The organism is Citrobacter rodentium NBRC 105723 = DSM 16636, from assembly GCF_021278985.1.
Classification (GTDB): Bacteria; Pseudomonadota; Gammaproteobacteria; order Enterobacterales; family Enterobacteriaceae; genus Citrobacter_A; species Citrobacter_A rodentium.
This window is the reverse complement of sequence record NZ_CP082833.1, coordinates 1,714,456-1,732,891: the sequence shown is the minus strand read 5'-3', so window position 1 is coordinate 1,732,891 and position 18,436 is coordinate 1,714,456. Positions and strand designations below refer to the sequence as shown.

Here is an 18,436-nt window from a genome sequence, read left to right as displayed (position 1 = left end):
CCTTATGTTGATTAATTAATCGTTTACGGGATTCTGAAATCCCGTTTTTGCCTGTTTTATGCGCGCTTCATATATCGCGGCGCGTTTTTTGCTCATTTACGGGATTTGTGAATCCCGTTTTTGTCTGTTTTTTGTTTCCACTGGTCAGGCCACCCCGCAGCAGGTCTGCTTTGCGGCGGGCGCGTTCAGTGGTTTCACTGATTCTCTGTGCGTGCTCTGCGTCGCGGATGGCGCGCAGCATGTCAGAAAGCACGGTAACGGGTGTTTTCATGGTGTTCTGGTCTTGCTGAAGTGTGGATGCCAGGCGTGCGGCGGCTTCAGGGTCTGATACCCCCAGCTGTTCCAGATAGCTGGCGACCGGGTTATGGCGGATCTCCGTGCTGCTTACGCCGTGATTACGGCTCAGGCGTTGCCAGAGCTGCGTGATTCGGCTGTCCGGGCGGGTATCCGGTTTGCGTACAATTTCAAATCCCTGCGGTGCAATGATGCTGCCGTCAACGTACAGACTGCCGCCCCGTAACAGGTGCTGCATCTGCTGTTCACCGATATGCAGGCCGAGAGATTCAGCAGACTCCCGCCATTCTTTAGCGAGTAATTCGTGGTTATCAGGCAAAGGCCGCGGCTGTTTGCGGCTCTGTGTCCAGCTCTGCATTTCATCACTGCTGTTTTTTGCCTGTTTGTCACGAAGCGAACGCATCAGCGCCCGGCGTTCGTGCCGTTTCAGTGAGCGCATCCATTCATTCACTTCAACGCCGTCAGGAAGCTGCGGCCACGGTGTTGGCCGTTCTTCCGGCTGTTCTGTCCCGTTGTTGTCCGTTTCTTGTACACTGGGACAGTTATTGCCACGAGTCCAAGGGGCGGCAGGGCCGCCCTGAAGGTCAAAACCATTTTCGTGGGCGCTGCCTTCCTGTTCCGGTTTACGTCTTACCAGCTTCCAGTTATCCGGGTGCGTGCACACACGGGAGGATTCCCCGATGAGTGGTGACCAGATCCCGTAAATCTGTACACTCTGTTCGCCGTAATCGTTCAGCTCATCGGCGAGGTCGTAGGCGGTGCGAATCAGGTAGTCTTTGCGTGGAACAAGTACGCCGCCCTGTTTCTCTATGTAGGTGGCAAAACATCCGGCATCAGCGGCAGCGAGTACCGCATCCATTGCGTCATCCTTCAGCCGTTGCGGGCCTTCCGGGTTGCGTGCCATCTGGCTGGCAAGGCGGCGGAGTTCACGCCACACCTGACGGGAGGGGATGCCAAAGAACTGGAACTGGCGGACCCGGTGAAGGCGTGCCCAACCGATGGCGCGCTCCACGCTCTCGGCCATTGATTTTCCGGTTTCGTGGTCAACGCGTGGTTTGCCCGTTTTCGGGTCGATGCCATCCACGGCGCGGCTGTCCAGGTTTTTCCCGATGTAGGTCGCGATATAGCTGGTTGGTGTGCCTTTTGAGCCGTCGACATACTCCACTTTAAAGCGCGGAGTAATATCATTGCCCAGCTCGTGGCGGTCTTCCTGAATGGCAATATCGCGGGTGATGGCCACGATGCTGTCGATTTCTTCCGGATGAGCAAAGACCATCATATGCCAGTGCACGGTGCCGTCATGGTGAGGCTCCACCGTGCGGATGCCATACCAGCGCAGGCCGTCGCGGTTCAGTTTTTTGCGGACCGCCGCAAAAAACGTGTTAACCAGGTAATCGCTGGAGTCGCGCATGGTGGCCCCGTTCCATTTGGGGTTCGGATGACCGTTCTCCGTTGTTGCGTGGTATTTTGACGGGCAGGTGACAGTCAGAAACACCGCTCTGTCGCCACGGGCTTCGGCCAGAAGTTCCAGTCCCTTCATGGTGGCCATCATTTCTGCCTTACGGTGAACCGGGTTACTTACTCCCGCGTAATACACTGTCTCGAGATCAATCGTGAACCCGTCTTCGTTTTCCAGCATGAAACTTTTCAGGAAATCGCGTGTTTTCTCGCGCTGTGCGCGAAACTCGCTTAACGCGTCCTGGCTCAGATAGGGCGATGTTTTTCTGGAAACCAGACAGGCGGCGCGGAGTTGTTCTTCTCTCCACTCGCAACGTAACAGCCATAGTTTGCGTTTCCACCATTCCGCACAGGTCAGGCGAAGGATTGCGCCCGGCAGCAGCTCTGTGTCCGGTTCGTTCCTCCGGTCTTTGTCTGTTGTCAGTGCGTCATAATGTGGAGGCATGGCGTGCAGGTGTAACGCCATGCGGGCCAGCATCTGATACGCCTTCAGCGTTACATCCATGGTCAGTTCGCCATCAGTCGCGCCAAAGCCATCGCAGAGTTTTTCGAAGGTGCTGCTGAACATCGCCGCCGTCATGGTGGCCAGCGTCTGTATCTGGTGTTTGTTGAGCTGCGGCAGGTAAAGCAAATCGTCCAGGCGTTCGCGTCCAGCAAGGGAGCGATAACCCGGTGTCAGCCAGCGGTGATCGGTGCGGTCCAGACGTTCGAATATTTTGCGCAGGGTTCCGCGTGCATAGCGTTCCGCCTGCCAGCTCTTTTTGCCTTTCCGGCGATCGGCTTCCTGTTTTTTGCGCAGGAAGGAGAGGTGGCGAATAAGCGGATCGCGCAGATAGGACGGCAGCAGGCGCAGCGAGGCCATGGCTTCATCCACCGCGCCGCGTGCCTGTTTTCTGGCGTCTCCTGCCAGTGTGATGGTTTTGTCCTGTTTTTCCTGTGCGTCCAAGCTTTTATTAATCAGGTTGCCCAGCGGCGTGGCGGAGAACGCCGCATCAGCCATTTCCTGGCGGCGCTCGTTCTCTACCCGGTAGGCACCCAGCCAGGAGGAAAGCGCGGATTCAGGAGCGGGGATCCCCGTTCCTTCACGCCCCACCGCGTGGCGCGGTTGTTGCCAGTCCCTGATGTACTCTGCCGTCATAGTGATTTACTTCGTCATGCCATTCAGGGTGTCGCGGCAGACGGCAGCCAGCCGCTGAATTTCCAGCACGGTGTCTTCTGTGTCGGCATGGCGATGTGTGATGCGGATGCTGTCGGCAATCACATCGACGATTGCAGAGGATGGGCGCTGGTAAATGCCAATAACGGACGGGGTGCCACCTTCAATGCGGTAAAGCCTGTAATTTCCCTCGTGGCTGTCAATCATGTAGCGGCCATCAATAACAATCTTTCCGTCAGCGAGCTGCGGTACAGGCAGGGATTTCAGGTACATGTCATAACGGTCACGCACGCGAACGGCAAGATCACGCTCTGTGTTGAGCAGGTATTCAAGAAAGTCGTTGGCGAGAATCATTGCGGCAATCCTCTGGTTACAGATGTGCGAAGGCCTCCCGCCGCAAGGTGCAAGAAAGGCCCGGAACAGGAATTAATGGAGTTTGTTTTGCTGCTGGATGAGATCCTGAAGAGACAGGAGGTCTTCCGCCAGATAGCTGAATACAGCGGCGCAGTAGTCGGCTGAAATAGTGCTGTTGAGTCTGTGCAATGTGTTGGATTGCATGATAAAGGCGATGTGTGCGGCGCGGGTGAGTCTGCGATCGATTTCAGTCTGGATGTGACGACGCTCCGCGATAGCGCGGTGCTGTTTGCGGTTTGCCATGGTGTGGCCTCTTTGGTTGTAAGTTTTGAAAACTCACCATCCAGAGGTTCCAAGCTCGGGGTGGTGAGACGTACAGGGTTGGAACTACCGGCAACCAAAGAACCCGGCCCGACCGAAGTCGGCCCCATACGCCTCACCATAATTCGTGTGCGAAAAAGACGTGGCGATACGGTACGCACAAAAAAACCGCTGGCGCGGTTGTGCGCTTTGGTTGTCAGCGGGGTTCCAATCCCGGCACCCGTTTTATGAGGCGCAGCGGAAATGTAACCTGACTGATTGCGGCATGGCAAGCGGTTTTTTTGTGTGTGCATAGTGGTTACTCAGTCCGGTAGCAGTTCGCAAAGCACGGTGTCAGCGGCGGTATATCGTGCGTAAAGCCGGGCGGGAACCCATCTTTTAAGGGATATCCCGGCTGTGTCCCGGATGTGCTTCCTGATTTCGCTGAATGTCATCCCCTTCTCATCACGCAGTTCAGTTACCAACTCCACCAGGTGATCGCTGTATCTGGTTCTGTGGTGGAGTTCCCCGTATTTCCTGAACCGATACCCTCTTTTTCTCAGGTTCAGTTCCACCGTGGATGGCGAGCGCCCCAGCTCATTCGCGAGTTCCCGGATAGTTTTTGTGTGGCGATTCCTGATGAGCATGCTGAGTTCTTTTGTGCTCAGGTGGGGGCGTTTGGCGTGAATAACCCCCTGAGAGAGCAAAAGACGGATGCGACTTCGTATTGCTGACTCGGTTCTCTGAAGGTGCTTTGTCAGCTCCGGCGCTGTGTGGGAGTGGTATAACGTGGCTAAAAGTTCATCCTCCTGCTGTGTCCATGGTTTTACATGTGCCGGAGCCACACCAGGTGTACCCATTGGTTTGAGTTTCATTGTGATTTACTCCCTTACTGGTTAAGGAAAAAATCGAAAACGTTGTCGATGCGTTGCAGCAGCTCCTGCTGCATTGCTTCCGGCGTTTCTGATTCACCTGGTGACTCCAGCGTCGCGCAGAAATCCTTGATTTCATGATGGAGCGTCAGACGAATGGCAGGAGCCATGGTTCTGGCGTGCTCCAGCTCATCCAGCAGTGCCAGCACGGCAGATGGCGAGAGCATTGCGCGAAACGCCAGTAATTTTTGATGCGTTGCCATTCGTTGCAGGTCAGTCGCCAGTTCGCGTAGTTCCTGGTGGTTGATGGTGCTCATGCTCTGGCTTCCTTCAGTAGCTGGTTAAACATGTTGGTAAGTGGATTGCCGCACCCGAACGGCATCGGGTTTATCTGGTAAGAAAAGCGACCACCTGTTTTGCGCTCTTTTCTTATGACTGAACCGCTGCGCCAGAGTCGGCGTAACTCCGCATTAATGGCTGTGGTTGGGGTATTCAGTGCTGCGGCGATTTCTCCACCGCTACAACCCGGATTGGCGGCGATGTAGTCCAGAATGGTCATCTGCGTGACTCCTGTACCAGTCTGATAAGATTCACCTGCACCACGTTGGTGGCGCAGAAGTAAGTGTCGTCAGTGAGATAAATGTGATGCGCGTCAGGTTGCGAACGGTGACGGTCGATCGTTTTAATCAGCCGTTCGTCAACTTCGTATTCACGCCCTCTGGAGGTGAAACGAATGACGGAAAAACGCTTAATTGCCACTGCGCCCCCTTTGTCCAGTAACCCTATGCGTTAAATACGGTGCGCTGTGCGTCATCAATGAATGCGACTTGAGAGCGCTCTATCAGGCGGAGATTTGTCAGAATTTCTGATTCCCTTATGGGGTGAGGAGTGATCAGGTATTTATCCTGTAATCCGGCGATAATGGTGTATCGCTGTAGCTCCGAGCCAATTGTGTAAATAAGGCGTCCGGTGTTAGACAAATCCAGTCCGGTGACTGGTTGTGTTCTGAGAACCGCCAGTTCAGCATCCTGTTTTGCGATAATTTCGGCTGCTTCTGCCGTGACTCTTGCGACTATCAGTGTGTGGGTTGCGACGTCCATATGTGCATTTGCCACGGCTTTTTTCGCTACTTCGTTTTCTGTCTTTGAAATTTCTTTCAGTGCTCTGATGATACCTTCTTCTTTTGCGTGCATTTTTGTATCTCCGTTATTTGCGTGTGCGAATACCTCCGTTAATACGGAAGGTTTTCACGTTTTCTTATTTAATTTGATGCTTTATTTGTATCGTTATTCACCAGTGAAAAAGCGTTCAATCTTTTTTACTGAATGAATAATTCGCATAATCCCAATGGCGCAGGCCACCGAAATAATCAGAACAAGCCATGAGATAAATATACTCATGCAATATTCCCCAGCTTATACGGTTCAATATGTTCCCCGCATTCTGCGGCACAGATCAGCTCGGAAAGTTCGTTAAGTGCATCCAGATCATCAGCGTAAAAAGCCACGTCATACAGACTCCGGATTGCCCTGGTCAATGAGTCACGGGCTGCACGTTCAGCATGAGCGCCTGATGCACTTAAGCGAAAATAAAAACGCTCAAGTGCTTTGTTAATGAGAGTTTTATATTCTTTGCCCATCGCAACGCCCTTTAATCTGCTTTCTGAATTTCAGTTTCTGAATCCATACAAATAATTTCGATATAGGGTTCATCGCCATTAGCCAGGCGTGCCTTTTCAGCTTCACTAATGATTTCTCGTACGGTCTGGTACGGAAGTTCCACAAGCAGTCGCGTGCCGTTCAGATAAACGTAAGTGGCTTCGTCGGCTCCGTTTTTACCCGCCGGAGCCACTCCATCAATAGCGGATGCGCGTAATAACAGTTCACCGCGAAAATCAATAAAACGGATAAATACACCTTGTGCATGCTCTTTGGTCATAAAGCACCTGTTATAAATCAGCCTGTTTAATAAAACTTTGCCCGCGAAGCAGACGATCAACCGTGCGAAGTGCTTCGTATAATGTGAAATCCTGTCCGAAGTGATTGTCGCCGTTGCTCAGAGCAAAAATGCGGTTTCCGGTAAACGGATTGCGTGGGCATCTGTGAACCACGATTCCTGCTTTCTCAATCAGCCAGGTGTGCTCGCCGATTTGTTTTACAGCGTGTCCGTCTGGTGTTGCATGCGTTTCGCTCAGGCTGTAGCGAGAGCTGCTGCGTGATGCACTGGTAGCGAAACGGTTAGCATGGCGTTCCGCACCGTTGCGGAAGCGCTGCTGTGAAGAATTGCACTGTTGCTTCATGTCAAAAACTCCGTACCTATTTACTTCCCCGGCATAACGCCCATTTTCAAAGTAATTGCGACGAAGTCCCGTGTTATGGGGCTTGCCATTTCGCTGTTGCTTATTCATTTTTCGTGCCTCTACCCGATGAGCCAAATAACAAACGCCATGAGCACCGCACCAATGGTGATCGGAAAAAGACCTCTGGCATAAGCGGCGAGGTAATGAACGTTGAGAACAATAAAGCGTTCTTTTTGTCCTGTTAGCTTGCTAAGCAGATAAATCGCTATTACACCCACTTCTAGGAATACAAGGTCCAAAATGGCGCTGGTGATATTGCTGGTCATTTATGATTAAAGCCCCAGCCACAACAACCATGCATCGCGGCGTTCTTTCGGCTGATCAAAAAACGCTTTGCGCATACCTGCGTTAAATGCTGGCAGATATACCCAGTTTTCTGATGCTCGCGTCTTCACTGAACCTGGTTTTACAAAGTCAATCGTTGGTAACTTTGCAGCGTCAATCATGGTTCTGACGGTTGATTCTTTGCGACCAATCATCTTGGCAAATAGTTGATATGGCACCGCTTCAAGTGGATATGGTGCTACCTGAATGAACCCCTCAAGCTCTGATTCGCTCATTGTGGTAATCTCCTTAATTCGTCCAAATGGCCCAAAATGGCTTATATAGGCTTATTTTGGCTATTTGAATGTTTTGTATCACATGTAACCCAATAGCATGGAGTTTAGATCACATATGATCCATAAATCAAGCCTTGGAGAAAAACTTCGCCTGATTCGAGAGGCAGAGGGATTGTCACGTAGAGAGATGGAGGAGGTGACAGGGGTATCTCAATACAATCTCAAAAATTATGAAATATTGGGAAGAATGATACCTGGAGAAACGTTACTCCTGATTTTGAATCATCCTCGTTTTCGGAAGTATTCGGATTGGGTGATGTTTAATCAAACTAATGCTGCGACGGGGCAGATTGCTCCGCCTCTCTCTCTTGATGGCTTCTTCGATTCGGAGGGCGATCAGGTTTCAACCGAAACAAACCAAAAATCACCCCGCTAAGGCCAGAAAACTGGTTAGACCTGCTCTTTGTCTGGTCTGATTATTGCTGGAAAGAGGCTGGAGAAATTGTAGGGCGGTTCATTGGAGGGCTTCGCAATGTCAATTAAGAAGCTCGAAGATGGTCGTTATTTGCTGGACATCAGGCCGAACGGACGCAAGGGAAAGCGCGTGCGTAAGGTATTTGACAAAAAATCGGTAGCGGTGGCCACTGAACGCTACATCATGGCGAACGCTGAAAAGCGGGAATATATACAGGGCTACCGTGATCGCCGAACGCTAAATGATTTGCTTGAGTTGTGGTGGATGTATCACGGTCAACACAGGCGTAAGGCGGAAGAAGACCGAAAACAACTGTGCAACATAATCAATGAGCTTGGCGCTGATATGCAGGCTGTGGATCTTGATAAGCTGAAAATTATCGCGTGGCGTTCTCAAAAGATAGCTGCTGGATTGAAACCGTCATCTGCTAACAGGTACATGAACCGACTATCCGGCATGTTTACTGTTCTGAAAAGAATAGGCCTTTGGGATGCAGAACATCCGGTAAGGGGAATTTCTATTCTTTATGTATCCCCGCGAGAAATGGCTTTCCTGTCCCAGAAGGAAGTAGCGCTATTGCTCGATACACTGGAGGGCGACTACTGGCGTGTTGCGCTTTTGTGTTTAAGCACAGGGGCGCGCTGGAGTGAAGCTTGTAAGCTTCGTGGTGAACAGATAGTTCATAACCGTGTAACGTTTCTTGAAACCAAAAATGGCCGGAAGAGAACGGTGCCAATTTCACAGGCGGTTTGTGAGGCGATCAGAACCAGAGAAACAGGCAACTTGTTTGAGGTGAAGTACCGGGAATTCTGCCTAGCGCTGAAAAGGGTTAAGCCCGATTTGCCAAAAGGCCAGGCTGCGCATGTGCTGCGGCATACGTTCGCCAGCCATTTTGTGATGAACGGAGGAAACATTATTGCGCTTCAGAAGATTCTTGGCCACGCAACCATTCAGCAAACAATGGCATATGCACATTTTGCACCGGATTACCTGCAGGATGCGGTGGCCCTTAATCCGCTGAAAGGTGGCGTGAGTGTCCACGCAGTGTCCACGGGGGATTAATTTTATATAGCCTGAAACGGCTTAAAGGGTGATACTGAATAACAATTTTTCAGTATTGCCCGTCTAAATGGTTATGTTGTTATCTGTATGATTATGAATGTTTTTTCAGATTAAACAGCAGTTTGCAAATGGGCGTTTGTTAATAAAGGAGCCTTAGATTGTCAGAGACTGAAAAAGGGTTAAAAATCCTTGTCAGTGATTTGCGCCCCGACCGCAGGAAGGATGACGGTTACGCTGTCCTCCGGCTTCGCTTTTGCCAGCAGCGCCGGGTTGATCAGAACGCCGCTGCCATAGTTTGCCGAAGCTACGCCCGTCCCGCCCATCGCGTCGTTACGTGCTTCTGCCCAGGTATTTGCCGCGCTTGCGGATTGAGAAACCAGAAATGAGACCGCAATCGCCACCACCGAAAAGTTAAAATTTTTATTCACAATAAACCCATTTTTATTAGCAGTTGAAATAACACCCTCTGCCGTTAGCGGTAAGGCAGAGGAGTACTATTGCTGTGAAAAAAAATGAATAAAAAACGCTTTTATTCGCTCCATGCTGAACGTGCCGGAACTGTTTCTTTTTGTAACGTGCATCAATATGTATAGAAGAGTTTATAAAGAGGGGAAAGATGAGCAGACGATATATCGTTACTGGCGGGATCTCGGCGTTTCCGGCAGAACATGATAAAGTGAGGGTTTATCACCCCACGCAATCCGAGGTGCCCGATGGAAAAGACCACAACGCAAGAGCTGTTAGCGCAAGCTGAAAAATTGTGCGCGCAACGCAACGTGCGGCTGACCCCACAGCGTCTCGAAGTACTGCGTCTGATGAGTCTGCAGGAAGGGGCGATTAGCGCTTACGATCTGCTCGACCTGCTGCGGGAAACAGAGCCGCAGGCCAAGCCGCCAACGGTTTATCGCGCGCTGGATTTTCTGCTTGAGCAAGGGTTTGTGCATAAGGTCGAGTCCACCAACAGCTACGTGCTGTGCTACCTGTTCGATCAGCCAACCCATACCTCAGCCATGTTTATTTGCGATCGCTGCGGCGGCGTGAAGGAAGAGTGCGCGGAAGGAGTGGAGGATATTATGCATACGCTGGCGGCGAAGATGGGATTCGCTCTGCGCCATAACGTGATTGAAGCGCATGGCCTGTGTTCAGCCTGCGTGGAGGTGGAAGCCTGTCGTCACCCTGGCGAGTGTCAGCACGATCACTCCGTACAGGTGAAAAAGAAACCACGCTAAGAACGCGAGCGGCAAGGTTATGCCGCTCAGGGTAATGAAGGGCAGTACGTCCTTGTACTGACTGGCAGCTGAAAAATTACCAGCGGTAGTCGTTGCGGGTTTCCCAGTCACCGACCTCTCTTTCCGCCTGATCTTTCTCGTAACCATAACGTTCCTGGATTTTACCTACCAGCTGGTCACGTTTACCTTCGATGACCGTCATATCGTCATCGGTCAGTTTGCCCCATTGCTCTTTCACCTTACCTTTGAATTGCTTCCAGTTACCACCGGCTTCGTCTTTATTCATCATAAAGTCCTCTTCGTTAGGCTGTGAATAGCGAGTCTGTCATCCAACGTTGCTGCGTTTTTTGCTGGACGTGATATTAAGTGTAGTCAGTGATTCTGAGTGCGACTGACTATTCAGAATATTTAACCGTCACGCTGCCGAAAACCAGCTGCCGTTTCGCCAGTGTCGCCGCCATATCCACGCCAGAGAGAGGCCACGCAGCGCCAGAAAAACCGCCAGCGCCAGCCATAAACCGTGATTTCCCAGCACCGGCAACGCCAGCAGCGTTAAGGCGAACCCGGCTGCCGCTACCGCCATGCTGTTGCGCATTTCCGCCGCCCGCGTTGCGCCGATAAACATACCATCCAGCAGATAGCACCAGACGCCAACCAGCGGCAGAATCACCTGCCAGTACAGATAATGGTCGGCAAGCTGTTGTAACTGCGGCAACGAGGTCAGCAGCGCAACGATCGGTTCGCCCGCCAGCAGATACGTCAACGAGAACAGCAGCGCCACAATGCCCGCCTGACGACAGGCGGCCCGCCATACCGCCAGCAGCTGGCTACCGTCGCGCGCGCCATACGCCTGGCCGGAATGCGCTTCCACCGCGTAGGCAAAGCCGTCAAGAGCATAAGCGGTGAAGGTCAGCAGCGTCATCAGCACCGCATTAACGGCGACAATATCGCTACCTGAGCGGGCGCCGAGGACGGTGATGGTGCCAAAGCAGAGTTGCAGCAGCAATGAGCGCAGCATAATGTCGCGATTGAGCGCCAGCAGACGGCGAAAGTTGCCGCGCCAGGACTGTTTCAGCATCGCAGACGACACGCCGCGCAGACGCAGCACCTTGCGCACCATCAGCAGACCAATCAGCAGCGTGGCGTACTCGGCGATCATCGTTGCCAGCGCCGCGCCCTGCACGTTCATATGCAGTCCCATCACCAGCCACAGGTCGAGCGCAATGTTGATGATATTACCGACTACCAGCAGGATCACCGGCGCGCGCGCGTACTGAACGCCCAACAGCCAGCCCAGCAGAACCAGATTCGCCAGCGAGGCGGGCGCGCTCAGCCAGCGAATCTCCAGAAAACGCCTTGCCTGGGTCAGTACGGCTTCGCTGCCGCCGACGATATGCAGCGCGAGATCGATAAGCGGAGTACGGCAAAGCGCGATTAACGCGCCTGCGCCCAGCGCCAACAGCAGCGGCTGTACCAGCGCTCGCGCCAGCGCCTGCGGGTTCTTCGCGCCAAACGCCTGCGCCGTCAGCCCCGTGGTGCTCATACGCAAAAAAAGCAGCATCATGAACAGAAAACTGGTCGCCGTCGCCCCCACCGCCACGCCGCCGAGATAAACGGGGCTGTCGAGATGGCCGATCACCGCGGTGTCGACCAGTCCCAGCAGGGGAACGGTGATATTGGAGAAAATCATGGGTAAGGCAAGACGCCAGAGCGCTTTATCAGCAGAAGTAAAAAAAGGCATAAAAAGAAGCCTGAGAAGCCGTTATCGCATTTTGAAAAATTTTACAGGCCCGATAGGCGTAGCGCTGGCGGGCCTGTTACCGGACGGCGGCGGCGCTGACGCCGCAGCCGGAGTGAAGGTAATAAAGTACGAAGGTACTACAGCCACTCGCCGTTGCGGATCACGCCAACGGCCAGTCCTTCGATAGTGAAGCTCTGCTCACGCAGGTCCACGACGATCGGTTTGAATTCGCTGTTTTCCGGCAGAAGTTCGACTTTATTGCCCTGCTTCTTCAGTCGTTTTACCGTCACTTCATCATCAATGCGCGCCACGACGACCTGACCGTTACGCACATCCTGAGTTTTGTGTACCGCCAGCAGATCGCCATCCATAATGCCGATGTCTTTCATCGACATACCGCTGACGCGCAGCAGGAAATCGGCATTCGGCTTAAACAGTGACGGATCGACCTGGTAATGGCCTTCAATATGCTGCTGGGCCAGCAGCGGTTCGCCCGCGGCAACGCGCCCGACCAGCGGCAGTCCGTCTTCTTCTTCGTGCAGCAAGCGAATGCCGCGAGATGCGCCGGAGACAATCTCAATAACACCTTTGCGCGCCAGCGCTTTCAGATGCTCTTCAGCGGCGTTCGGGGAACGGAACCCCAAACGCTGCGCGATTTCCGCACGCGTTGGCGGCATACCTGTCTGGCTGATGTGATCCCGAATAAGATCAAACACCTCTTGCTGCCTGGCCGTTAACGCTTTCATTCCGCCCCCTGGGTGTATATACAGTTATGCTGTGAGTATATACAGCAAAAGGCGATTTTGGAACCACAAACTGCATCATGCTCGCGAGTTTTATACGGTTATGGAACCCTGGTCGTAAAAAGCTTAACCAAAATGCGCCCACAGCAGGATGCCCCAGGTGATCAAAGCGATAATGATAGAGAGCAGCACCGCAGCCGACCCCATATCTTTCGCCCGTCCCGACAGCTCGTGATACTCGGAACCGATACGGTCCACCACCGCTTCAATGGCGCTGTTAAGGATTTCAACTATCATCACCAGCATGACCGAGCCAATCAGCAGAACGCGCGTAATCGCATCCACGTCCAGCCAGCAGGCAACCGCCACGGCCAGCAGAACGGCGACGCTCTCCTGGCGGAACGCCGCCTCGTTAATCCACGCGGCGCGAAACCCCTTCCAGGAATAACCTGCTGCTTTGATAATTCGGGTAAATCCAGTGGTATTATTAGCCATTAAAAGAACCTTTTCGCATTATTGGCGTCAATGACAATGTCTGTTTAGCTCAGCGGTATTGAGCGCAGGCGACCCGGCGCGAAGTATGACCGGATACACCAGAATTTCACATGACTTTCTGTTATCCTTGCAGCGCATTTGCATTATTAACCAGAGGCTTTACATCGTTTATGTCCGGCTGGCCACGAATTTACTACAAGTTACTGAATTTACCACTAAGCGTACTGGTAAAAAGCAAGTCTATTCCGGCAGATCCTGCCCCGGAGTTGGGACTCGATACCTCTCGTCCAATTATGTACGTTTTGCCGTACAACTCCAAAGCGGACTTACTGACTTTGCGCGCCCAGTGTCTGGCGCACGATCTTCCCGATCCGTTAGAACCGCTGGAGATCGACGGCTCGCTGCTGCCGCGCTATGTCTTTATTCATGGCGGACCGCGTGTCTTTACCTATTACACGCCGAAAGAAGAGTCCATCAAGCTGTTCCATAACTATCTCGATCTGCATCGCAGCAATCCACAACTGGATGTGCAGATGGTGCCGGTATCGGTGATGTTTGGCCGCTCGCCGGGGCGTGAAAAAGGCGAAGTTAACCCGCCATTACGTATGCTCAACGGCATTCAGAAGTTCTTTGCCGTTTCCTGGCTGGGACGCGACAGCTTTGTGCGCTTCTCACCCTCCGTTTCGCTGCGCCGGATGGCCGACGAACACGGCACCGACAAAATCATCGCGCAAAAACTGGCGCGCGTGGCGCGTATGCACTTCGCCCGCCAGCGTCTGGCGGCTGTCGGCCCGCGCCTGCCTGCGCGTCAGGATCTGTTTAACAAGCTGCTGGCCTCGAAAGCGATCGCCCGCGCGGTAGAAGACGAAGCGCGCAGCAAGAAAATCTCCCATGAAAAAGCGCAGCAGAACGCAATCGCGCTGATGGAAGAGATTGCCGCTAACTTCTCTTACGAGATGATTCGCCTGACCGATCGCATTCTTGGCTTTACCTGGAACCGGCTCTATCAGGGGATTAACGTCCATAACGCCGAGCGCGTCCGCCAGCTGGCGCATGACGGGCACGAAATTGTCTATGTGCCCTGCCACCGCAGCCATATGGACTATCTGCTGCTTTCATACGTGCTCTATCATCAGGGGCTGGTGCCGCCGCATATCGCTGCCGGCATCAACCTCAACTTCTGGCCTGCCGGACCGATTTTCCGTCGTCTCGGCGCGTTCTTTATCCGTCGTACCTTTAAGGGCAATAAGCTCTACTCCACGGTGTTCCGCGAGTATCTGGGCGAGCTGTTCAGCCGCGGCTATTCGGTCGAGTACTTTGTCGAAGGCGGCCGCTCACGTACCGGACGTTTACTGGATCCAAAAACCGGCACCCTGTCGATGACTATCCAGGCGATGCTGCGCGGCGGCACCCGTCCGATTACGTTAGTGCCGATTTACATCGGCTATGAGCATGTGATGGAAGTGGGCACTTACGCCAAAGAGCTGCGCGGCGCGACCAAAGAGAAAGAGAGCCTGCCGCAGATGCTGCGCGGCCTGAGCAAACTGCGTAACCTCGGTCAGGGCTACGTGAACTTCGGCGAGCCGATGCCGCTGATGACCTGGCTGAACCATCACGTGCCGGACTGGCGCGAGTCGATCGATCCTATCGAGGCGGTACGTCCGGCCTGGCTGACGCCGACCGTCAACGGCATCGCCGAAGAGCTGATGGTGCGCATTAACAACGCCGGGGCGGCGAACGCCATGAACCTGTGCTGTACCGCGCTGCTGGCTTCGCGTCAGCGTTCACTGACCCGCGAACAGTTAACTGAGCAGTTGAACTGTTATCTGGATCTGATGCGCAATGTGCCTTATTCCACCGACTCCACGGTGCCCTCCGTCAGCGCCAGTGAACTTATCGATCACGCATTGCAGATGAATAAGTTCGAAGTCGAGAAGGATACGATTGGCGATATCATCATTCTGCCGCGCGAGCAGGCGGTGCTGATGACCTATTACCGTAATAACATCGCACATATGCTGGTGCTGCCTTCGCTGATGGCGGCCATTATCACCCAGCATCGCCGCATCTCCCGCGAGGCGCTGCTGCAGCATGTCGATATCCTCTATCCGATGCTGAAAGCCGAACTGTTCCTGCGCTGGGAGCGTGCCGATTTGGCCAGCGTAATTGATGCGCTGGCGACGGAGATGCAGCGTCAGGGGCTGATTACCGTGCAGGACGGCGAGCTGCATATTAATCCGGCCCATTCGCGTACCCTGCAACTGCTGGCGGCTGGCGCGCGCGAGACGCTGCAGCGCTATGCAATTACCTTCTGGCTGCTGAGCGCGAATCCGTCGATCAACCGCGGCACGCTGGAAAAAGAGAGCCGCACCGTGGCGCAGCGTTTGTCGGTGCTGCACGGCATCAACGCACCGGAGTTTTTCGACAAGGCGGTGTTCAGTTCGTTAGTGCTTACTTTGCGTGACGAAGGCTATATCAGCGATACCGGTGACGCCGAACCTGGCGAAACCATGAAGGTATACCAGATGCTGGCGGAGTTGATTACCTCGGACGTGCGCCTCACCATTGAGAGCGCGACGCAGGGCGAGTAAGGAATAAAAAACCGGTCAAAATTGAAATGACCGGTTTTTTGTTGCCGGATGGCGGCGTTCCGCCTTATCCGGCCTACAGTTTCCAGCCTTGGGATGCATTTGTAGACCTGATAAGCGTAGCGCCATCAGGCACCAACCCACCGAACGCATTTTGCAGGCCGGGCCCCCGGCATGACCTCGACTAAAAGCGTCTGTATTCAGAAACGCCAGTAGCTCATCGCCAGCCCGATAAACAGCACCAGCCCCACGTAGTTATTGTTCATAAACGCTTTGAAGCAGGCTTCGCGATCGCGATTAGCAATCAGTCTCTGCTGATAAACAAACAGCGCGCCAGCCACCAGCACCGACCAGTAAAACCCTACCCCCAGCCCGTTCAGCCAGCCAATCAGCGCCATCAGCGCCAGCACCGCCACCTGTAAAATACCAATAATCAGCTTGTCGTTTTTACCAAACAGGATTGCGGTCGATTTGATGCCGATCTTCAGATCGTCATCGCGGTCCACCATCGCATACTGCGTGTCGTAAGCCACCGCCCAGAGAATGTTAGCCAGGAACATCAGCCAGCAGCTCAGCGGTACGGATTCGCTCACCGCGGCAAAGGCCATCGGGATCGACCAGCCAAAGGCCGCGCCCAGCACCACCTGCGGCAGATGAGTGTAACGCTTCATAAACGGATAGACCCACGCCAGCGCCAGCGCGGCCACGGAGAGCAGGATGGTCATGGTGTTGAGCGTCAACACCAGCAAAAAGGCAAACAGCACCAGCACGACAAACAGCGTCCGGGCCTCTTTTTCCGTCACCGCGCCGCTCGGCAGCGGGCGGTTCGCCGTGCGCTTAACGTGCCCGTCAAATTTGCGGTCGGCGTAGTCGTTTACCACGCATCCGGCGGCGCGCATCAGCCAGACGCCCGCGACAAATACCGCCAGAATCCACAGCGGAGGGACACCGGGGGTCGCCACCCACAGCGCCCACAGCGTCGGCCAGAGGAGCAGCAAGGCGCCAATGGGCTTATCCGTGCGCATTAAGCGATGAAACGCCAACAGCTTATCCTGCGTCAGACTCCACTCCATTTTATTTTCCTCTTAGTACAACGGTGATGCAGGTAAAAACAGCTCGGTCAGCAGCAGTGGCTTACCGCTCAGCCGCAGGCGGGAGCGTCGTCCCCAGAGTCCGGCATCACAACCAATCTCAATAAAATCTCGGGTTAATGTCGATGATGTAAAAAGATAGCGCCCTAACGGGGTTTTGCCCAGGTTTTGTAGGGCTATTTCCGGACCGCTGAGCGTTGATTCAGGCACCACGGTGCGCCCGGCAAGCCAGGGAACGCCATCGGCACAGAGCAGGATTTCACGCAGCCAGTAGCGGGATTCGCCTGGCAGCAGCGCCAGCTCTTCCGCCACCTCATTTTGACCCACGAACGCTTCCCTTATCAGCGTCACGGTGACCCGTTTTCCCTGCTGTTCAAAACGCTTTGTCATGGAATCTTCCAGTAACAGCCAGTCAAGCAGTTCGGGTTCCAGCGCAGGGATTGCCTCAAAATAACGCAGCGCACGCAATTGCGTTAACGCAGGGTGTGACATGCCTGACTCTCCGTTTCATAACCGGAGGTCATTGTATCGCAGAAAAACGATTTCAGAAGGAAGAAACACAATTAAGTGATCTGTTGCGCAACAAAAAAGTAACAATCAGCATCGAAAGCTAAAAAAAAGGTGCGCCATAAGACGCACCAGTTGTTGCAAATCAGCAATGTGGGGAAACCCTTACCCCTTGCCTTTTACACTGCTGATAAAGGTGGAACGGGCAGATGTCGATCCCAGACGTTCAGCTTCATCAAGCAGTTTCAGCGCTTTATCCACGTCGCCTTTGGCGACGGCGTCTTTAATCGCCTTGTTAAAGTAGCTTTCGGTATCGTTCAACATCGGCTCGCTTTTCTTAACCGGCGCAGGGGTCGGCGCGGCAGCGGGCGCGGCATAGGCTGGCGCAGGCGCGGCGGTATTGCCGACCGTCACAGGCCCAGGGCCGGAAGAACCAAACAGCGGCCCCACCAGCACGCTGGAGCTGCTGCTGGTTTTTACTTTCAGTTTCAGCAGACCGTCGGTGGTATGGCGGGCGACAGGGTCCGGAATATCCGGAACGGCATTCCCCACGCCTTTGGCATACGCTTTCGCCGGATCGAGCAGTCTGGTGGTCTGCTGGAGATCTTTTTCGGTGGTAAACACCAGCACGTAAAGCTTCTGCTGGCCCAGCGCAGGCGTCAGGCGCATTACCCCTTCCAGCCGATCCGCGCTCATTACGCCCGGCTCCTGATAGGTGAAGTAGCTGCTGGGGAAGAATGCGGAAGGCGTCATATTCTGGTCAAGAATCAGTACGTTCGGCGCAAATACGCTGGTTTGCTTATTCACTTCGCTGGAGAGCGTAAGGTTCAGTTCGCCGATATTCGCCGGCACGCTCCAGGCGGCGACCGGGCCGGTAATGCCCGCGACGTCCAGACGCTGGCCGCCGCCAGGAAGCTGGACGGACTGGGTTTTAGACTGATCGACCGGCGTCCAGGTTAACTGTTGCAGCGCGGCGGCCGGAATGGATGGCGCGGCGCTGGTGTTCTGCGGCACATAGTTGACTTCTGCCAGCGTGATGCCCGGCGCGCTGGCGAACAACCCGGCGGACAGACAGAGGGCGACGAGACTTTTCTTCATTTTCATTGTTATCACCTCAGAAAGCATGGGTTCAGCGGTGGCCAGGCAATAGCG

At 53.9% G+C, this 18,436-nt stretch carries 25 protein-coding genes and 2 pseudogenes; 4 read left to right on the top strand and 23 right to left on the bottom strand.

The genetic code is table 11. The features are described 5' to 3' along the window. Nucleotides 1-67: 67 nt before the first annotated feature. From K7R23_RS08155 to K7R23_RS08085, 15 genes and pseudogenes are all read right to left on the bottom strand, one after another. Nucleotides 68-2,890 carry a replication endonuclease gene (locus K7R23_RS08155; RefSeq protein WP_012907692.1) on the bottom strand — a complete coding sequence of 941 codons (2,823 nt, stop codon included), beginning with the start codon at nucleotides 2,888-2,890 and terminating at the stop codon, nucleotides 68-70. 6 nt (nucleotides 2,891-2,896) lie between these two features. Then, nucleotides 2,897-3,262, bottom strand: a complete 366-nt coding sequence (locus K7R23_RS08150; RefSeq protein WP_000599402.1) for a hypothetical protein — start codon at nucleotides 3,260-3,262, stop codon at nucleotides 2,897-2,899. A gap of 72 nt (nucleotides 3,263-3,334) precedes the next feature. Further along, nucleotides 3,335-3,565 (bottom strand): hypothetical protein, encoded by a 231-nt coding sequence (locus K7R23_RS08145; protein WP_000013445.1) that lies wholly within the window; start codon nucleotides 3,563-3,565, stop codon nucleotides 3,335-3,337. Between the two features lie 50 nt (nucleotides 3,566-3,615). After that, a pseudogene (locus K7R23_RS08140) lies at nucleotides 3,616-3,876 on the bottom strand (ash family protein); the annotation flags it as partial. 9 nt (nucleotides 3,877-3,885) lie between these two features. Next, nucleotides 3,886-4,437 carry a hypothetical protein gene (locus K7R23_RS08135; protein ID WP_000769444.1) on the bottom strand — a complete coding sequence of 184 codons (552 nt, stop codon included), beginning with the start codon at nucleotides 4,435-4,437 and terminating at the stop codon, nucleotides 3,886-3,888. A gap of 14 nt (nucleotides 4,438-4,451) precedes the next feature. Beyond that, complete coding sequence (locus K7R23_RS08130) at nucleotides 4,452-4,751, bottom strand: ead/Ea22-like family protein (protein ID WP_000104288.1); 300 nt, start codon at nucleotides 4,749-4,751, stop codon at nucleotides 4,452-4,454. Then, nucleotides 4,748-4,993 (bottom strand): MarR family transcriptional regulator, encoded by a 246-nt coding sequence (locus K7R23_RS08125; RefSeq protein ID WP_000153674.1) that lies wholly within the window; start codon nucleotides 4,991-4,993, stop codon nucleotides 4,748-4,750. The genes K7R23_RS08130 and K7R23_RS08125 overlap by 4 nt, the downstream gene beginning before the upstream one ends. Next, nucleotides 4,990-5,193 carry a hypothetical protein gene (locus K7R23_RS08120; protein ID WP_000985716.1) on the bottom strand — a complete coding sequence of 68 codons (204 nt, stop codon included), beginning with the start codon at nucleotides 5,191-5,193 and terminating at the stop codon, nucleotides 4,990-4,992. Before K7R23_RS08120 ends, K7R23_RS08125 begins: the two co-directional genes overlap by 4 nt. Nucleotides 5,194-5,216: 23 nt before the next feature. Continuing rightward, nucleotides 5,217-5,627 (bottom strand): hypothetical protein, encoded by a 411-nt coding sequence (locus tag K7R23_RS08115; RefSeq protein WP_000543041.1) that lies wholly within the window; start codon nucleotides 5,625-5,627, stop codon nucleotides 5,217-5,219. Nucleotides 5,628-5,720: 93 nt separating this feature from the next. Further along, nucleotides 5,721-5,834: a hypothetical protein gene (locus K7R23_RS08110; RefSeq protein ID WP_000021656.1), complete on the bottom strand. Its 114-nt coding sequence runs from the start codon at nucleotides 5,832-5,834 to the stop codon at nucleotides 5,721-5,723. Further along, on the bottom strand, nucleotides 5,831-6,073 hold the full coding sequence (locus K7R23_RS08105) for a DUF4754 family protein (RefSeq protein ID WP_000514277.1): 243 nt from the start codon (nucleotides 6,071-6,073) through the stop codon (nucleotides 5,831-5,833). The genes K7R23_RS08110 and K7R23_RS08105 overlap by 4 nt, the downstream gene beginning before the upstream one ends. A gap of 11 nt (nucleotides 6,074-6,084) precedes the next feature. Then, nucleotides 6,085-6,372, bottom strand: coding sequence for a hypothetical protein (locus K7R23_RS08100; RefSeq protein WP_000159450.1), 288 nt, complete (start codon nucleotides 6,370-6,372; stop codon nucleotides 6,085-6,087). A 10-nt stretch (nucleotides 6,373-6,382) separates the two neighbouring features. Next, a complete protein-coding gene (locus K7R23_RS08095; RefSeq protein WP_000813104.1) occupies nucleotides 6,383-6,733 on the bottom strand; it encodes a DUF4761 family protein in 351 nt (116 codons plus the stop codon). A gap of 119 nt (nucleotides 6,734-6,852) precedes the next feature. Beyond that, entirely contained in the window at nucleotides 6,853-7,059 is a 207-nt protein-coding gene (locus K7R23_RS08090; RefSeq protein WP_000203260.1) for a hypothetical protein, read from the bottom strand. Between the two features lie 6 nt (nucleotides 7,060-7,065). Continuing rightward, on the bottom strand, nucleotides 7,066-7,353 hold the full coding sequence (locus K7R23_RS08085) for a Cox family DNA-binding protein (protein ID WP_000004248.1): 288 nt from the start codon (nucleotides 7,351-7,353) through the stop codon (nucleotides 7,066-7,068). Nucleotides 7,354-7,468: 115 nt separating this feature from the next. On the opposite strand from K7R23_RS08085, the gene K7R23_RS08080 reads away from it, so the two are divergent. Next, nucleotides 7,469-7,789, top strand: a complete 321-nt coding sequence (locus K7R23_RS08080; protein WP_000581442.1) for a helix-turn-helix domain-containing protein — start codon at nucleotides 7,469-7,471, stop codon at nucleotides 7,787-7,789. Nucleotides 7,790-7,885: 96 nt separating this feature from the next. Beyond that, nucleotides 7,886-8,890 carry a phage integrase gene (locus tag K7R23_RS08075; protein ID WP_000023399.1) on the top strand — a complete coding sequence of 335 codons (1,005 nt, stop codon included), beginning with the start codon at nucleotides 7,886-7,888 and terminating at the stop codon, nucleotides 8,888-8,890. 185 nt (nucleotides 8,891-9,075) lie between these two features. Here K7R23_RS08075 and K7R23_RS08070 read toward each other — a convergent pair. Beyond that, nucleotides 9,076-9,318 (bottom strand): annotated as a pseudogene (locus tag K7R23_RS08070) (conjugal transfer protein TraF); the annotation flags it as partial. 285 nt (nucleotides 9,319-9,603) lie between these two features. Between K7R23_RS08070 and zur the strand changes: the two are divergent. Continuing rightward, nucleotides 9,604-10,119 (top strand): zinc uptake transcriptional repressor Zur, encoded by a 516-nt coding sequence (gene zur, locus K7R23_RS08065; RefSeq protein ID WP_012907694.1) that lies wholly within the window; start codon nucleotides 9,604-9,606, stop codon nucleotides 10,117-10,119. Nucleotides 10,120-10,195: 76 nt separating this feature from the next. On the opposite strand, the gene K7R23_RS08060 is transcribed toward zur, so the two are convergent. The 4 genes from K7R23_RS08060 to K7R23_RS08045 form a co-directional block, all read right to left on the bottom strand. Further along, on the bottom strand, nucleotides 10,196-10,405 hold the full coding sequence (locus K7R23_RS08060) for a CsbD family protein (RefSeq protein WP_024132953.1): 210 nt from the start codon (nucleotides 10,403-10,405) through the stop codon (nucleotides 10,196-10,198). A gap of 129 nt (nucleotides 10,406-10,534) precedes the next feature. Further along, on the bottom strand, nucleotides 10,535-11,860 hold the full coding sequence (dinF, locus tag K7R23_RS08055; protein WP_012907696.1) for an MATE family efflux transporter DinF: 1,326 nt from the start codon (nucleotides 11,858-11,860) through the stop codon (nucleotides 10,535-10,537). A gap of 137 nt (nucleotides 11,861-11,997) precedes the next feature. Then, nucleotides 11,998-12,606, bottom strand: coding sequence for a transcriptional repressor LexA (gene lexA / locus K7R23_RS08050; protein ID WP_012907697.1), 609 nt, complete (start codon nucleotides 12,604-12,606; stop codon nucleotides 11,998-12,000). A 123-nt stretch (nucleotides 12,607-12,729) separates the two neighbouring features. Continuing rightward, complete coding sequence (locus K7R23_RS08045; RefSeq protein ID WP_012907698.1) at nucleotides 12,730-13,098, bottom strand: diacylglycerol kinase; 369 nt, start codon at nucleotides 13,096-13,098, stop codon at nucleotides 12,730-12,732. Nucleotides 13,099-13,268: 170 nt separating this feature from the next. Here K7R23_RS08045 and plsB point away from each other — a divergent pair, with 170 nt between their 5' ends. Beyond that, nucleotides 13,269-15,689 carry a glycerol-3-phosphate 1-O-acyltransferase PlsB gene (gene plsB / locus K7R23_RS08040; protein ID WP_012907699.1) on the top strand — a complete coding sequence of 807 codons (2,421 nt, stop codon included), beginning with the start codon at nucleotides 13,269-13,271 and terminating at the stop codon, nucleotides 15,687-15,689. A gap of 197 nt (nucleotides 15,690-15,886) precedes the next feature. On the opposite strand, the gene ubiA is transcribed toward plsB, so the two are convergent. The 3 genes from ubiA to malM form a co-directional block, all read right to left on the bottom strand. Continuing rightward, nucleotides 15,887-16,759 carry a 4-hydroxybenzoate octaprenyltransferase gene (gene ubiA, locus K7R23_RS08035; RefSeq protein WP_012907700.1) on the bottom strand — a complete coding sequence of 291 codons (873 nt, stop codon included), beginning with the start codon at nucleotides 16,757-16,759 and terminating at the stop codon, nucleotides 15,887-15,889. A 12-nt stretch (nucleotides 16,760-16,771) separates the two neighbouring features. Continuing rightward, entirely contained in the window at nucleotides 16,772-17,269 is a 498-nt protein-coding gene (ubiC, locus tag K7R23_RS08030; protein WP_012907701.1) for a chorismate lyase, read from the bottom strand. Nucleotides 17,270-17,449: 180 nt separating this feature from the next. Further along, the gene (gene malM / locus K7R23_RS08025; protein ID WP_012907702.1) at nucleotides 17,450-18,388 is read right to left on the bottom strand and encodes a maltose operon protein MalM; all 939 of its coding nucleotides are present in this window, start codon (nucleotides 18,386-18,388) and stop codon (nucleotides 17,450-17,452) included. Between the last annotated feature and the right edge of the window lie 48 nt (nucleotides 18,389-18,436).